The sequence below is a fragment of the Simiduia aestuariiviva genome (assembly GCF_014192475.1).
GTDB lineage: Bacteria > Pseudomonadota > Gammaproteobacteria > Pseudomonadales > Cellvibrionaceae > Simiduia > Simiduia aestuariiviva.
Genome location: NZ_JACHXZ010000003.1, coordinates 421,605 through 436,923 on the forward strand (window position 1 = coordinate 421,605; position 15,319 = coordinate 436,923).

Sequence of the window (15,319 nt, forward strand, 5' to 3'; positions counted from 1 at the left end):
CCTCGCCCTGTCGTTTAATCGCTAAACCGGGGCTTGGATACAGTGCTTTCAGTGGGTACGAACTCTAGCGCGGCAGAGTTAATGCAATAGCGCAACCCCGTCGGTTCAGGCCCGTCCTCAAATAAATGCCCCAGATGCTCGCCGCACTTACTTAACACTTCGATGCGCTTCATGCCCCAGCTATAGTCCTTTTTCAGCACCACATTTTCAGCGTCGTAGAGCGCCCAAAAACTGGGCCACCCCGAGCCGGATTCATATTTGTGTTGTGCGTGAAACACGGGCAGTTTGCACCCAGCGGTGACGTAGATCCCATCGCGCTTTTCAGCCAACAGCGGGCCTGTAAAAGGGCGCTCCGTAGCACCCTCCCACAGAACTGCATACTGTTGTTCTGACAGCATTTTTCGCCAAGTGGATTTCGGAATTGACGCCACCTGTCGCCGTTCTGCCAGCAATTGTTTAGCCTGCTCAACGGGCATCGCAGCGTCGTCGCCCACTGAGTCCGATGCGCACCCCACGATTACGCCCAGCAAGCACATTAGCCACACACTATTTCGCATACAAACCTCCTCCAGTTGTTAATTGGAGGCTGAGAATGGGATTTTGTTACGGCATCCCTAGCGAGGCGTTTGAGGCTCACCCGTCTCTTGCTCGGCTTCTATCGAAGAGGAATTAGGCGCAGAGGCATCGCCGGAAGTTGGGTTCGACGTATTTTGGGATGCGTCGCTGGGCTTCTTAGCACTATTTTGCCGATTTCGGGTATCAGAAATTTGCATAAATTGCATTTTGGGATCGTCCAGTGATCCTGTGACGCGGTAGTTGACACTGGTCATCTGTTCAAACTGTTTTTCAAACAGCCGGCTGGCCACGAATACCCCGGCTGCCACCGGCAGCCCCGCCGAGATCGCCGCAATAAAGGTGAGGTTATCCAATACCGGGAGATTGACGGTCAAATCCGTGTCTAGGGTGTTTTCGATCAGGTTTACACGCCCGGCCATCTGCATTTTGCTCGACGGTGTGCGCACAGAAACGGGACTCGGCATGGTCAATAAACCGCGCTCAAAAACCAGCTCACCCCAAAGCCGATCGTAGGCCATACCACTGGCATAGACATCAGAGAAGTCCAACTTTAATCGACGAATCCAGGTGTCAAAGTTAAAGATGCCCATCAGCCGCATCAACGCATTACTTGCAGAAGCGTTTGCCCGCAGAAAACGGCCTTGTTCGATGGTAAAGCCTACCTCACCTTCAAGCCCAACTAGCTGAATCTGTGTGGGTGCACCGGCCCAGCGTACGTCCATAGCAAAATCGGCACGGCGGCTTTCAATTAATTTTTCCATGGCCAATCCCGTCATGACCTCGCCCAGGTCTACGGCTGACAAGCTTCCCGTGAAGGCACTTTGCTGCTGGCCGTGATTCCACACCAGCAACCCGCCCTGGGCGCCTTGCTCGGCCTCAACAAAACGCAACCCGAACAGGCTGCCTTTGATATCAGATAGGGTGAGCGTTGCATCGCGCACGGCGGCGTCAAAGCGAATTTGACCAATATTTTCTTCATCCTGATACAAACTTGCGATGGCAACGCGCATATCAGGCAGCGGTTCCACGGCCGCCCAGACTTTGTCGGCTTCCATGGCGAGCTGCCGCTGTTCGGCCTCTATCGCTGATAGCGAAGCATCAGCGATAGGCGGCGCATCGGGTGCCCATAGCGGCAACCGCAAATAGGTCAAACTCAAATCCAATGGGCTGGCCGCACTGTAGGGCAGCTCCAAATCGCCAGCCACGCGTTCATTACGTAAATTGATGCGCCATGCACGCTCGGTTTTAATGGCCTCAATGTTGGATTCACCTAGCGGTCGACCCGCTTTCAATGACAGCGCTGGCGTTGTTAAGGTCACATAAATAGGCACTGCAGCAGGAGTGCGCGCACTACCATCAGAGGCTGCCGTCAAACTTGAGACAGTTTCCGATTCACGCAGGTCTGCCCACTGCCCTTCAAACGCCTTATGCCATTGGCTAGCGTCAATGCTCGGCAATTGACCGCGCACCCGCAGCATCGACTGTTTAGGCAAACGCGCCTGCCCCAGAAGGTGCACGTCTCCCCGCTCAAAAAAAGTGCCGCTGTCGCTGCGCTGCCAACGCAATTTCGCGTCAACCAACTCCCCCACACTGCCGGCTACGATCAGCTCATCACCCGCAATGGGTACATCGATCACTAGCGGTAGTGATGCTGTTGGGGCTTTGCCAAATGGCGCGGGCAACTTGATTGACAGGCCTGTCAGTGCGCTGGTGACCTGCACCCTAACAGAGCCATCTGCACTCGCACCGCCCCGCCAAGGCGCCGACACCAAGACCTGATAGGGGCTGACTCCAGTAAATTGCGGCTGTGCAGGAGCACCGGCCCACCCCATGAGCGATTGAATATCCGCGCGCGTCTGCGCCTTTATTTGCACCTTTTGGCCATTAAGTCCGGCACTAAAGCTAATGGGCTCACCCCACAGCTGCCCACTCAATTGCTTGATTTCAACCCCCGCATCGCTCGCGATGCGCAGATCACCGGATAGCTGTTCAACGGAAATATTTACCGGCGCAAGATGCACTTGCCCCTGTTTTAGCGCAACTTTCACATCAAACTGAACGCCTTCGCCACCACTCCCTATCGGAATGCCCAGCTGTACAGCGGCATCATAGTCTCCGGCCATTGCCCACTGCGCAAAAACATGGTTAGTGATGTCTGCCAGTGGCGAGTCGCGTAAAAGCTGTTGGGTATCGACGAGTCCGCCCATCAGGTCCGCGTCAATGTTTAGGCGTGCTTCTCCTTGGGCATCCGGCGCTAACGACACCTCAGCACGCCCCAACTGCGAATTGTAAATTTGTCCTCGATCGGCGGTGACCTTAAGCCTTGTGTTGTCTAAAAGTAACTTGGCATCCACGCCTTTTACAGCGGGCCAGGGTGGCTGGTAATCGAGCCGCGCTTGCTTGATATCCAACCACAATTGGATAGTCGGAGGCTTCGAGTGCTCCTGGCTTAAAAATCCGTGCAGTAAAAAGCCACCCTGGGCCACCTGGCCTACGTCGACAGCGGAATCCAACCAGTTGCGCAAATTTTCAGACACCACTTGCGGGACGTATTTCTTGTGGTATTGCGCAGCCGAATCCTCAATGCCAATCTGCAGCAATAATTCGAGTGTTTTATCGGCCCGCCCCATGGGTGCATCAATATAGACAAACCCCGTGGCTTGCCCATCATCCCCAACAAATTTCACTGGGCCACTATTGATATAGACGGACTGCCGCTCTCGGTCCAACCACCAGGCCACCTGTCCGCGCGCGCTCTGGTAAACCATCGGCGCGTCGTACACGGAGGTGTAGTGCATGCTAAAACCCTCCGTGCTATTTAGATCAACCGAACCACCTTGCTTGTTCACGCGTAGATAGCCATCGACACCCGTTACCGCTGGCGCCCCCTCCCATGCCTGCGCGGACACGCCGCTGAGGTTGGCCGCCAACTCAAAGTCCTGTAACTGCGCCAAGGGCCAACGGACGCTCACCTGGTGTAGCTCGCCCTCGGGCGACAGTGTGTCTAACACCGACTGCAAGGGTTCGCTCAGTATTTCGCTATCGGTGAGCCAGCGATGCCAAATGGGCAACACCAGACGATCGGCTTTGAACGTCATGTGTTGCTGAGTATCAACACTGGCATTGAGCGCAAACGGGGGGTGCTGCTCGCTACCCCATTGCAACTCAGTATTTTGCAATTGCAATTGCCAGCTGCCATCGAAACGCCAGTTCCCAACCAATTCGCCAGCCAAGGATTGAAACGCAATTTCCCGATCCGCCAACTCAAAAGGCAGGCCCGCTAAACGAATATTTCCGACGCCCTCCAAGCCCTCTCCCGGCGCCACATTCACCCAAGCTTCAAGAGTCGCCTTGCCACCAGGTCGCCACTCTCCCTCGGGCAATCCGGTCCAAAAATCACGCGCCACCATGGCCAGTAAACGCTCGGTGGGAAAATCGACAATGCGTACGTGGGCGCGCGAGCCAAATTCATCAATATCAAATGGATCCCCACTGCCCTCCATGGTGATCTGCACCGCTTCGGGGCGATCTTCCAACTGCAAGCTGGCGCTGAGTCGATGTTGATCATTGCCATGTTCAAGCAACAAGCGATTGACCACCACCGCCCACTCATGACCACTCTGCAGTGTCACGTGGGTTTGCAGGTCAATTAAGTTAACCTTTTGCCCCACCAAAAAAATACCGCGCAGGTCATCTAAGGTGTAGTTGGTGGCCGCCGATATTTCATCGGCAACGCGCAAGCCTTCCAACCGCAAACGACCGTCGCTGGCTTGCACCAAATTGCTGCGCACCCCCAAAAATTCGACGTCGGAAAAACGCAATTGGCGCTCCCAAAGTGTGGACAGCAGGTCTACCTCAGCCAGCGCACTTTCCACTGTCAACACGGGCTTACCCGCCGGCGTCGCAACCGAGAGGCCCTCCAAAGCGAGTACCGGCATCAAGCTATCCCACTGACCCGCCAACGTGCGGATCTCTACCTTTAATGCCAACTGGGCCGAAAGGTAGCGCACCAAGGGTTCGCGATAGTCTGCCACCATGGGCATGGCCATGCGTCCAAGCTGTACCAGCAGCGCGCACAGGATTAGCAACAACGCTGTCAGTTGCCAAAAGTAGCGCCACAAACGGGCAAAGAGGTGGGCTAAGGGTCGCATAGTAATGAGGCTACACCAGAATGATGTCGTATTGTTCTTGGCTGTAGAGCGTCTCCACCTGGAACTTCACCGGTCGCCCGATAAACTCCTCCAGATCGGCCACATTGGCTGACTCTTCATCCAACAATCGATCGATGACAGATTGCGCACCCAATACCAGAAAACTTTCATTTTCATAGGAGCGCGCCTCGCGCAAAATCTCTCTGAACAATTCGTAGCAAACAGTCTCCACCGATTTCAGTTTTCCGCGCCCTTGGCACACGGGACAGGGCTCGCACATGACTTGACCCAGCGATTCGCGGGTACGCTTTCGGGTCATCTCCACCAGTCCCAACTCAGAGACGCCAGTGATACTGGTTTTCGCGTGATCGCGCTCCATCATTTTCTCCAGTGTGCGCAGCACCTGACGCTGATGCTCACTGTCTTTCATGTCGATGAAGTCCAATATGATAATGCCCCCCAAATTGCGCAAACGCAGTTGCCGCGCAATCATGGTGGCTGCTTCCAAATTGGTTTTGAAAATGGTTTCTTCGAGGTTGCGGTGCCCCACAAAGGCGCCGGTATTGACATCAATAGTGGTCATTGCCTCGGTTTGCTCAATCACTAAATAGCCACCGGATTTTAGTGGCACTTTGGTTTCAAGCGCGCGCTGTAATTCATCTTCGACGCCGTACAAATCAAACAGCGGCCGCTCTCCGGGGTAATGCTCCAATAAATTAGCGATCTCGGGTGAATACTGCGTGGCAAATTCGACCATACGGCCAAACACTTCACGGGAATCGACGCGTATCTTCTCTAAATTCGGCTTCACTAGGTCGCGCAAGGTGCGTAGAAACAACGGCAAGTCTTCATGCAATACCGAGGGCACGGCGGCCTGAGCAATGGATGCGTTCAGGTTGTTCCAAAGGTGATATAGAAAGGGAACGTCTGCCAAAATTTCTGCTTCGGTGGCCACTTCTGCCACCGTGCGCACAATAAAACCGCCCTTACCTTCGCCGTTGTTTTCCGCAATGGCACGCTCCACTAATTGCTTCAAGCGGTCGCGCTCGGTTTCCTCTTCAATGCGCGTGGAAATACCGATGTGCTCCGTCTTTGGCATGTACACCAAATAGCGTGAGGAGATAGACAAGTGCGTGGTGAGCCGAGCGCCTTTAGTGCCGATTGAATCTTTGGTGACCTGTACCACCAAGGTCTGCCCTTCATGCACCAAATTGCGAATATCCGGCACTTCCAGCTGACGGGACTCCATGCCATTTTCGTCCAGTGGCGCAATGTCCGCCGCATGAATAAAACCGGCGCGCTCGAGCCCGATGTTGACGAAGGCCGCCTGCATGCCAGGTAGCACGCGCACCACTTTGCCCTTATAGATATTACCGACCAGCCCGCGCCGCTGGGGCCGCTCGATATACACCTCCTGCAATACACCATTTTCCACGAGTGCCACGCGGGTTTCGGTAGGTGCAACATTGATCAACAGTTCTTCGCTCATAACGTCCGCTCAGTCCGTAGTTTGCCAATAGGGCAGGTGCAAGGCGTCTAACATGGGCACCAGTTTTTCGATGGGGAGACCCACAACGCCGGAATAGCTACCGGAAATGCGCTTAACAAACACGGCACCCAAGCCCTGAATAGCATAACCGCCAGCTTTGTCTCGACACTCGCCCGTGGCCCAATACGCCGCCATTTGCGCCTCAGTGAGCGGCCAAAACTGCACCTCCGTGATAGATAACTCCTGCCGACATTGCTCGCCTTTCAGCAGGCAGACTGCCGTCATCACTTCGTGCGTGCGGCCCGACAACCGGCGCCACATGGCGTAGGCTGCCGCTTCATTTTCCGGTTTTTCAAGTATTTGATCATCGCACACCACGACAGTATCCGCGCCCAATACCGGTAAATCCTTCTCACCTACCGATGCTCGGCCGGCCTGCGCTTTCGTGAACGCTAAGCGGGTCACATATTGCGCGGGCGCCTCACCCACCATTGGCACTTCGTCGACCGCAACTGATAAGGGGCGAAAGGGCACGCCAATCTGTTGCAACAACTCCCGACGACGGGGCGATTGGGAAGCCAAAATCAGGGCGGGAGTAACCATGGCACACCTTTAAATTATGCTTAGCGATCAAAGACTTGGGATTATATTAGCGTGGCGAGCCCAGATGGGGAAATATCGCTAGGTGACGCGATAGCGGCGGCGAATGGCCTGCTGAAGTTTATAAAACAACGGCCAGCACAAAGCGCTCGTAAAGGCCGGCCATAAAAAACCCAAGCCGCGATATTCATGACCTGAGAGCGAATTCACCCAATTGCCGATGACTTGATGCATTCCCACTAAGATGAACAGCCAACCCGCCTGCTGCCAAGGCGCGTAATTGCGCAAGCGCTGATAGGACAATAGACACACGTACCCAATGAGCACCAAAGACATCGCGTGATAACCCAGCAAGCTTCCCGCCACCAGATCCTGCACGAGGCCAACGCAGCAGAGCGCGCCCAAGCCCACGCGATAGGGCAATGCCAAAATCCAATAGACACAAATCAATACCACCCAAGCAGGTCGATATTGGCTCCACGCGCCCATTGGCCACACGGCCAAAAGTAACGCCGCCAGCAGCAGGATACCAATCACCCACAGATTATTGGCTTTCGGCGCCTGCATCTAAGGCCTCGTTATCAAATACCAGCAATACATGCCGACTGCGGTTGAGCTGAGCACGCGGTTTGGCGAGCACATCCGCAAAGGGCTTGCCCGGCGACATGGTTACCGACACCACCTCTGCCACGGGATAGCCCACGGGAAAACGCTGCCCTAATCCCGAGGACACCAATACATCCCCCACGCGAATATCAACAGTGCTAGATACGTGTCGCAACTTTAGCGTGTAGAGATCGCCAATGCCTTCGGCGATGGCCCGCACCCCGTTGCGATTCACCTGTACCGGCAGCGCGTGGGTGGGATCGGTGATCAGCATTACGCGACTGCTTATAGGCGTCAAATCTATCACCTGCCCCATCAAGCCGTGGGCATCCAACAGCGGTTGCCCAACATAGACGCCGTCATTACTGCCCTTATTGACCACCACCACATGAGACTGTGGGTCGGGCGACACTCCAATTAATTCGGCCACTAATACCCGATCTTCAATGAGATCAGCGGAATTGAGCAGTTGCCTCAAGCGCACATTTTCCGCGGCCAAAGACGCCATTTGTTGCACTTTGCGCTTGAGCACCAACATTTCGCTTTGCAATGCGGCGTTTTCATTCTCAAGCTCGTCGCGGGAACGGGCATTGCCCTCTAGCCATTCACCAATGCGGCTCGGCACGTGGGTGAGCCAATAAAAAGGAACCGCCAGCTGCCCCGCTTGCGCGCGCAGCGGGTCTAACCAAGGGGTATAGCGATTGATGAGCAACAGCGCCAGCATAGCTGCAAGCAGCACGCCGGCGCGAGACGCGGGGGAAGGGCCTTTAGTAAAAAGCGGTTTGATCGCCAAACCTCCTGCTTAGCGCAATTAAGAGGAGAGTAAATCGATGTTGCGCTTGTCCATCAAGTCCATGGCTTTGCCGCCGCCGCGAGCCACACAAGTCAGCGGGTCGTCGGCGACAATGACGGGCAGCCCCGTTTCCTCGGACAGCAGTTGATCGATATCGCGCAACAAGGCGCCGCCACCGGTCAACACAATGCCACTTTCAGCGATATCAGACGCCAATTCTGGGGGCGACTGCTCAAGGGCACTTTTAACAGCTTGTACGATTCCCGCCAATGGCTCTTGCAGGGCCTCTAAAATCTCATCGGAGTTCAGGGTAAAGCTGCGGGGTACACCCTCGGCCAAGTTGCGACCGCGCACGTCAATTTCGCGCACTTCGCTGCCGGGGAAAGCACAGCCAATTTCCTGCTTAATGCGCTCGGCGGTGGCATCGCCAATGACGGATCCGTAGTTGCGGCGCACATAATTGACGATCGCTTCGTCAAAGCGGTCGCCGCCAATGCGCACTGAGTCTGAATACACCACGCCGTTGAGGGAGATAATCGCGATTTCCGTGGTGCCGCCGCCGATATCCACCACCATAGAACCGGTGGCCTCTTCAACCCGCAGGCCAGCGCCGATCGCCGCTGCCATAGGCTCTTCTATTAAGCGCACTTCCCGCGCGCCAGCGCCGAGCGCCGATTCACGAATGGCGCGTTTCTCTACTTCCGTAGACAGGCAGGGCACGCAGATCAATACCCGCGGAGATGGCTGAAACCAGCTGTTTTCGTGCACCTTGCGAATGAAGTGCTGCAGCATTTTTTCGGTCACCTGAAAGTCGGCAATCACGCCGTCCTTCAGCGGTCGAATAGCGGTGATATTGCCGGGCGTTCGGCCCAGCATGCGCTTGGCTTCGACGCCCACGGCTTCAACAATTTTCGAACCGTTGTGCTGTCGAATCGCCACCACGGATGGCTCATCTAGGACAATGCCGCGTTCACGCACATAAATTAGGGTATTGGCCGTGCCCAAATCGATGGACAGGTCGTTAGAAAACACTCCGCGCAGGCGTTTAAACATGGGTGGGACGCACCTTACTGCTAATAGTCTGAATAATTATTGGGATTCGGGCCTTTTTATCGTGCCGTATTCGCGCTTGTCACTCCGACAACGGGCCAGTTCTATCGCTAAGCGAGACCAACCAGACAGGATTAGCGCAAGTTAATGGCCACTTCGTCCATAATCCACGCACTCTAACAACGGCGGGGATTTTGAGCAAGGCGCAAATATGGTAACTTTAGCGCCCTTTTTCACATTCCTGTGTAGAACGACACGTTAACGCTGACAGTGCGTTAGGGTATAGCGCCTTTTACGGGACAACACAGACTGAATGATCCAACACAGTGGAGACAAATCAATGGCCGTGGATCGCTCCGATATCGTCAAACTGGGTGAGCTTGCCCGGTTACAAATTAGCGAAGAAACCATCGACGAAGTAACGCGTCGATTGGGTGATGTTTTGGCACTGGTGGATCAGTTGCAAGCGGCAGACACCGACGCCGTGAGCCCCATGGCACACCCCATGGATGCGGTGCAGCGTCTGCGCGCCGATGAAGTGACCGAACCCAATCAACGCGACACCTTCCAAGCCATAGCCCCGGCCACCGAAGATGGTCTGTATCTGGTACCCAAGGTCATCGATTAAGGCCGCACAAGGATTTTTACAATGCACAACAAAACACTGGCCGAATTGAGCGCTGGCCTGCAAGCAAAAACTTGGTCGAGCGTAGAATTGACCCAGCACTTTCTAGATCGCATCAAGCGCCTAGATCCCAACTACAACAGCTTTATTACGCTCACCGAAGACGTGGCACTGGCACAGGCCAAAGCCGCCGATGCGCGCTTGGCCCAGGGCGACACCAATCCGCTGTGTGGCGTACCTATCGCCCATAAAGATATTTTTTGCACGCAAGGCGTTAAGACCACCTGCGGCAGCAAGATGTTGGACAATTTTATTTCGCCCTACGACGCCACTGTGGTCGCCAACTTTCAAGCCGCAGGCGCTGTGATGTTGGGCAAGACCAACATGGACGAATTCGCCATGGGGTCATCCAATGAAACCAGCTTTTACGGCCCCGTGAAAAACCCGTGGGATATCGGCTGTGTACCCGGCGGCTCATCCGGCGGTTCAGCGGCGGCCGTTGCGGCGCGCTTGGCGCCCGGCGCCACCGCCACTGACACCGGCGGCTCCATACGCCAACCAGCGGCGCTGTGTGGATTAACGGGCCTCAAGCCCACCTACGGGCGCGTCTCGCGCTGGGGCATGATCGCCTTCGCCTCCAGCCTCGATCAGGCCGGCCCGATGACGCGCACCGCCGAAGACGCCGCACTGATGCTCAACACCATGGCCTCTTACGACCCGAAGGACTCCACCAACATCGACCGCGCAGTGCCCGACTACACCGCACAGCTAAACGATTCGCTGGCGGGTCTCACGCTCGGCGTGCCCAAAGAATATTTTGGTGAAGGCCTGCATCCCGGCACGCAAGCGGCCGTCGAAGCAGCCATCAAACAATACGAGGCCATGGGCGCCACCATCAAATCCATCAGCCTGCCGCACTCGCATTTAGCGGTGCCCGCATACTACGTGATTGCACCGGCGGAATGCTCCGCCAACCTGTCGCGCTTCGATGGCGTGCGCTACGGCTATCGCTGTGAAAATCCCGCTGACCTTGCAGACCTGTACAAGCGTTCGCGCGGTGAAGCCTTTGGCGAAGAAGTCCAACGCCGCATCTTAGTGGGAACCTACTGCTTGTCGGCGGGCTACTACGACGCCTACTACCGCAAAGCGCAAAAAGTTCGCCGCTTAATCAAGCAGGATTTTGTAGACGCTTTTAGCGAAGTGGATTTAATCATCGGGCCAACGTCACCATCACCCGCCTTTGCCTTCGGTGCCAAAGGTGCAGATCCCATCGCCATGTACCTCGAGGACATCTACACCATCGCCACTAATTTAGCGGGGCTGCCGGGCATGTCTCTGCCCTGCGGGCTGGTGGATAACAAACCTGTGGGCCTACAAATTATCGGTAATTACTTTGATGAAGCGCGCATGCTAAACGCGGCTCACCAATTTCAACAAGTGACCGACTTCCACCAACAAGCGCCGCAAGATATCGCTTAGGCCAACGGACTTTATTAAGGAGTAACCCCATGCAATGGGAAACGGTAATCGGCCTGGAAGTTCACGTTCAACTGGCCACTAAATCCAAGATCTTTTCTGGTGCCAGCACTGCCTTTGGTGCTGCGCCCAACACCCAAGCTTGCGCAATCGACTTAGCCATGCCCGGCACGCTGCCCGTGGTCAACGAGCAGGCCTACCGCTACGCCACTATGTTTGGTCTAGCCATCGACGCCGAAATCGGTAAGCGCTCATTTTTCGAACGCAAAAATTATTTTTATCCCGACCTACCGAAAGGCTATCAAACCACTCAGTTGGAATCGCCCATTGTCGGTGCTGGCCACGTCGACATCGCATTGGCCGATGGTCGCACCAAACGCGTGCGCATCCATCACGCTCACCTTGAGGAAGACGCGGGTAAATCGCTGCACGAAGACTACCACGGCATGAGCGGTATCGATCTCAATCGCGCCGGCACGCCGCTCATTGAAATTGTTTCAGAACCCGACATGCGCACCGCTGAAGAGGCGGTGGCGTTCGCCAAGAAGCTGCACTCCATCGTGACCTCGCTGGGCATTTGCGATGGCGACATGTCGCAGGGATCCATGCGATTTGACGTCAACATCTCTGTGCGCCCACTGGGTGAAGAAAAGCTCGGCACGCGCACGGAAACCAAAAACTTAAACTCCTTCCGCTTTATGGAGGACGCCATTAAGTTAGAAGTAGAGCGTCAAATCGATCTCATCGAAGACGGCGGCACCGTGACTCAAGAAACGCGACTCTACAACGGTGAACGCAAAGAATCGCGCTCAATGCGCTCAAAAGAAGAAGCCAACGACTATCGCTACTTCCCCTGCCCCGATCTGCTGCCAGTTGATATCGATGACGACTATATCGAAGCTGTTCGCGCCAGCTTGCCAGAGCTACCCGATGCACGCCACGCGCGTTTTAAAGACACCTATCAACTGTCTGACTACGATGCCAGCCAGCTGAGCGAAGATTTGCATACCGCATTGTACTTCGAGGCCACAGTCGCAGCTGCCAAGGATGCCAAATTGTCCGCCAACTGGATCATGGGCGAGCTGGCAGCGCGCTTAAACGCAGCGGAGCTAACGTTGAACGCAAGCCCCGTGTCCGCGCAACAACTGGGTGGCATGATTGGCCGCATTAAAGACGGCACAATATCGAGCAAGCAAGCGAAAGAAGTGTTTGACGCCATGTGGGCCGGCGAGGGCGATGCCGACACCATCATTGAACAGCGCGGCCTAAAGCAAGTTTCGGACACCGGCGCACTCGAGGCCATGGCCGATGAAATTATTGCCGCCAGCCCCAAGCAGGTGGAAAATTATAAAAATGCCGATGCCGATAAACGCCCCAAAATGCTCGGCTATTTCGTGGGTCAAATCATGAAGGCCTCCAAGGGACAAGCTAACCCTCAGGCCATCAACGATATTTTGCTGAAGAAGCTCAACGCTCTGCTGTAAGCTTGCGAGTGGCATCTGGAATTATGGGTGCCACTCACTGCCCAACTTCTCATATTTCGTCTCAAACAATGACGGCGGCAATGGATCAAATATGTCACTGAAGAAAGACAAACAAAAAGTATTAGGTCAGGTGTTTACTGACGAACAAGTACGCACATTTTTAACCTATGAAGCACCGGAAGGTATGAACGCCGACTTTCACTGCCTAGAGAAAGCCTACCGCGGCATGGTGGCGGAAAATTTCGCCACCTTTGTTCAATTTTTCTTGGCCGATGGACGCGACCTGAACGCGCGCAACGCACAGGGCCAAACGCTGCTGGAGATTGCTACCCAGCACCGTCAGGGTGCGGATTACGCCAATATACTCAAGCAGGCCGGCGCCATTTAAGCGCGGGTAACGGCAATAGGGATTTTGCACAATGATCAAAGTAAACGGTTCCCCCACCTCCGCACCGGCAGCGCTGAGCTTGGGCCTCAGATTGATTTTGCACCCCGATTTGCGGATCTTTATTTTGGTGCCGCTGCTGATCAATTTGGCTTTGTTTTTTGTTTTAACCGCCTGGCTGATGCACGAATTTGGCCTACTTATGGATTGGTTATTGGACTTTCTACCGGGCTGGCTCAGCTTTCTTGGTGGGATCTTGTGGCTGATAGCCGCCTTTTTTCTTATCTTTGTATACGGCTATAGCTTTAGCATTATTGCCAATTTGATCGCGGCCCCCTTTAACGGTCTATTAGCAGAGAAAATCGAAACGAAGCTTACCGGGATTGCGCCTCCACCCGAACCACTCAGCACCATGATCCCGCGCACGCTACTGCGCGAACTGCTTAAACTTTGGTATTTTTTATCGCGCGGACTGTTGGTCATGCTGGGCTTGCTGCTGCTATCGTTTATTCCTTTACTGCAACTCTTGACGCCCATCATTGCCGCGCTGTGGGGCGCATGGTGCATGACCATTCAATACACTGACTACCCCGCCGACAACCACAAAACGCCCTTCAAGGAATTGCGGCACCAGCTAATGACTCAATCATTGGGTAGCTACAGCTTAGGGGGATTAATCATGTTGGGCGCGATGATTCCAGTACTTAATATTTTTGTGATGCCCATCGCCGTGGCTGGTGCCACCGTTTTTTGGTTGAGAGACATTCACGGTCGAGCGCTCAACCCAGAGGCGCTACTGACCCACAACCGGTAGTTACACCCTCAATAGTCATCGTCGTCGCCCACCACTAAATTGCGCCCAGCCTCTTTAGCGCGCACCAGATATTCGTCGGCTTTGGCAATTTGCTCGTCCAATGACCCGCCCACTAAATTGGTGACACCGGCGCTGAAAGTGCAATAGAGCTCAGTGCCGTCATCCAACGCCAACGGCCGCGTCGCTACCATTTGCCGCACCTGAGAAATCAATGACTGCGCCTGATCGTTATCCAGACCTGGCAGCAGCGCAAAAAACTCTTCACCACCGGCTCTCGCCACCAAAAAACGCTGCAATGCGCTCTGCAACAATTCGGCCACTTGCACTAGCAGGCAATCGCCAATTTCGTGCCCGTAGGTGTCGTTGAGTTGGCGAAAGTGATCGAGATCTATCACCGCTGCGGCAATGGGTTTAGCGCTGGCAACCGCATCTTGGTAGAGCAGCTCACCGCGCTCGTAGAAATAGCGGCGACTCCAAATGCCAGTGAGATAATCCTTGAAGGTTGCGTCGCGAATCTGGCGAATCAGCTCGAGCGATTCGACGTTGTGGCGAACGCGGCAATTGAACTCTTCGTAGTTGAAGGGCTTTAACAGGAAGTCGTTGGCACCATTTTTAATAAACTTAGCCGACAAAGATTTATCGCCTTGCCCCGATAGGCCGATGATCACCAAATCACTCTTGCCATATTTATGGCGCAAATTCTTAACCAGCTCCACCCCATCCATTTCAGGCATGTGATAGTCGGTGATCACTAGACTGATATCCTCTTGCGCGAGAATGACCTTTATCGCCTCTTTGCCATCGGCGGCGCTAAACACGTTAAACCCTTGGCGCAGCAACAGCTCCGAGATATAGCGGCGCGACGTGGCGGAGTCGTCTACCACTAACACCGAGAGCGACTGGTTGCGCTCCAAGCGTTGCACCATCCCCACCGCGTACTCATAGGAGTAGCGCCCTTCCTTAACCACATAATCAACAATGCCCTTGCTTAGGATCTTGTCCCGCCGCTCTTCGTCATAGCTCCCTGTGAGCACGATAACGGGGACCCCCTCGCCAAGGACCAGATCAACAATCTCGCCGTCGGGCGCATCGGGCAAGTTTAAATCGGTCAACGCAGCAAAGATTCGATCTTTTTGGGTATCCAGCACCACCTTGGCATCGGCAAAGTTGGTTGCAAATACCGCCTCAACATCACTGTGCTGCTTGACCACGTGTTTGACGATTTTCGTGACCAACTGACTGTCTTCTACAACTAAAATCCGCTTCATGG

Annotated in this window: 13 protein-coding genes; 5 read left to right on the forward strand and 8 right to left on the reverse strand. The window is 54.7% G+C overall.

Annotated elements, in window-relative coordinates:
- Positions 1-14: 14 nt before the first annotated feature.
- From msrB to FHS30_RS11670, 7 genes are all read right to left on the reverse strand, one after another.
- Entirely contained in the window at positions 15-557 is a 543-nt protein-coding gene (msrB, locus tag FHS30_RS11640) for a peptide-methionine (R)-S-oxide reductase MsrB (RefSeq protein ID WP_183910649.1), read from the reverse strand.
- Between the two features lie 57 nt (positions 558-614).
- Positions 615-4,727, reverse strand: coding sequence for a YhdP family protein (locus FHS30_RS11645; RefSeq protein WP_183910650.1), 4,113 nt, complete (start codon positions 4,725-4,727; stop codon positions 615-617).
- 10 nt (positions 4,728-4,737) lie between these two features.
- Positions 4,738-6,216, reverse strand: coding sequence for a ribonuclease G (gene rng, locus FHS30_RS11650; RefSeq protein ID WP_183910651.1), 1,479 nt, complete (start codon positions 6,214-6,216; stop codon positions 4,738-4,740).
- A gap of 9 nt (positions 6,217-6,225) precedes the next feature.
- Positions 6,226-6,819, reverse strand: coding sequence for a Maf family protein (locus FHS30_RS11655; RefSeq protein WP_183910652.1), 594 nt, complete (start codon positions 6,817-6,819; stop codon positions 6,226-6,228).
- A gap of 78 nt (positions 6,820-6,897) precedes the next feature.
- A complete protein-coding gene (mreD, locus tag FHS30_RS11660) occupies positions 6,898-7,383 on the reverse strand; it encodes a rod shape-determining protein MreD (RefSeq protein WP_183910653.1) in 486 nt (161 codons plus the stop codon).
- Positions 7,361-8,215: a rod shape-determining protein MreC gene (mreC, locus tag FHS30_RS11665; protein WP_221197265.1), complete on the reverse strand. Its 855-nt coding sequence runs from the start codon at positions 8,213-8,215 to the stop codon at positions 7,361-7,363. The genes mreD and mreC overlap by 23 nt, the downstream gene beginning before the upstream one ends.
- An 18-nt stretch (positions 8,216-8,233) precedes the next feature.
- Complete coding sequence (locus FHS30_RS11670; protein ID WP_183910654.1) at positions 8,234-9,268, reverse strand: rod shape-determining protein; 1,035 nt, start codon at positions 9,266-9,268, stop codon at positions 8,234-8,236.
- A gap of 337 nt (positions 9,269-9,605) precedes the next feature.
- On the opposite strand from FHS30_RS11670, the gene gatC reads away from it, so the two are divergent.
- The 5 genes from gatC to cysZ all read left to right on the forward strand — a co-directional run bounded on the left by gatC (position 9,606) and on the right by cysZ (position 14,049).
- Complete coding sequence (gene gatC, locus FHS30_RS11675; RefSeq protein WP_183910964.1) at positions 9,606-9,893, forward strand: Asp-tRNA(Asn)/Glu-tRNA(Gln) amidotransferase subunit GatC; 288 nt, start codon at positions 9,606-9,608, stop codon at positions 9,891-9,893.
- 21 nt (positions 9,894-9,914) lie between these two features.
- Positions 9,915-11,369 (forward strand): Asp-tRNA(Asn)/Glu-tRNA(Gln) amidotransferase subunit GatA, encoded by a 1,455-nt coding sequence (gatA, locus tag FHS30_RS11680; protein ID WP_183910655.1) that lies wholly within the window; start codon positions 9,915-9,917, stop codon positions 11,367-11,369.
- Positions 11,318-12,850, forward strand: a complete 1,533-nt coding sequence (gatB, locus tag FHS30_RS11685) for an Asp-tRNA(Asn)/Glu-tRNA(Gln) amidotransferase subunit GatB (RefSeq protein WP_343049136.1) — start codon at positions 11,318-11,320, stop codon at positions 12,848-12,850. The genes gatA and gatB overlap by 52 nt, the downstream gene beginning before the upstream one ends.
- 91 nt (positions 12,851-12,941) lie before the next feature.
- Positions 12,942-13,238 (forward strand): PA4642 family protein, encoded by a 297-nt coding sequence (locus FHS30_RS11690; RefSeq protein ID WP_183910657.1) that lies wholly within the window; start codon positions 12,942-12,944, stop codon positions 13,236-13,238.
- A 31-nt stretch (positions 13,239-13,269) separates the two neighbouring features.
- Positions 13,270-14,049 carry a sulfate transporter CysZ gene (gene cysZ, locus FHS30_RS11695; protein WP_183910658.1) on the forward strand — a complete coding sequence of 260 codons (780 nt, stop codon included), beginning with the start codon at positions 13,270-13,272 and terminating at the stop codon, positions 14,047-14,049.
- An 8-nt stretch (positions 14,050-14,057) separates the two neighbouring features.
- Here the strand turns inward: cysZ and FHS30_RS11700 are convergent, their stop codons facing one another.
- A complete protein-coding gene (locus tag FHS30_RS11700) occupies positions 14,058-15,317 on the reverse strand; it encodes a response regulator (protein WP_183910659.1) in 1,260 nt (419 codons plus the stop codon).
- Between the last annotated feature and the right edge of the window lie 2 nt (positions 15,318-15,319).

Excerpts from the sequence above, each read along its gene's own strand:
- msrB (WP_183910649.1), bottom strand. The coding sequence starts at position 557 with ATGCGAAATAGTGTGTGGCTAATGTGCTTGCTGGGCGTAATCGTGGGG.
- gatC (WP_183910964.1), top strand. The coding sequence starts at position 9,606 with ATGGCCGTGGATCGCTCCGATATCGTCAAACTGGGTGAGCTTGCCCGG.
- FHS30_RS11670 (WP_183910654.1), bottom strand. The coding sequence starts at position 9,268 with ATGTTTAAACGCCTGCGCGGAGTGTTTTCTAACGACCTGTCCATCGAT.
- mreD (WP_183910653.1), bottom strand. The coding sequence starts at position 7,383 with ATGCAGGCGCCGAAAGCCAATAATCTGTGGGTGATTGGTATCCTGCTG.
- FHS30_RS11690 (WP_183910657.1), top strand. The coding sequence starts at position 12,942 with ATGTCACTGAAGAAAGACAAACAAAAAGTATTAGGTCAGGTGTTTACT.
- FHS30_RS11655 (WP_183910652.1), bottom strand. The coding sequence starts at position 6,819 with ATGGTTACTCCCGCCCTGATTTTGGCTTCCCAATCGCCCCGTCGTCGG.
- FHS30_RS11700 (WP_183910659.1), bottom strand. The coding sequence starts at position 15,317 with ATGAAGCGGATTTTAGTTGTAGAAGACAGTCAGTTGGTCACGAAAATC.
- cysZ (WP_183910658.1), top strand. The coding sequence starts at position 13,270 with ATGATCAAAGTAAACGGTTCCCCCACCTCCGCACCGGCAGCGCTGAGC.
- gatA (WP_183910655.1), top strand. The coding sequence starts at position 9,915 with ATGCACAACAAAACACTGGCCGAATTGAGCGCTGGCCTGCAAGCAAAA.
- FHS30_RS11645 (WP_183910650.1), bottom strand. The coding sequence starts at position 4,727 with ATGCGACCCTTAGCCCACCTCTTTGCCCGTTTGTGGCGCTACTTTTGG.
- rng (WP_183910651.1), bottom strand. The coding sequence starts at position 6,216 with ATGAGCGAAGAACTGTTGATCAATGTTGCACCTACCGAAACCCGCGTG.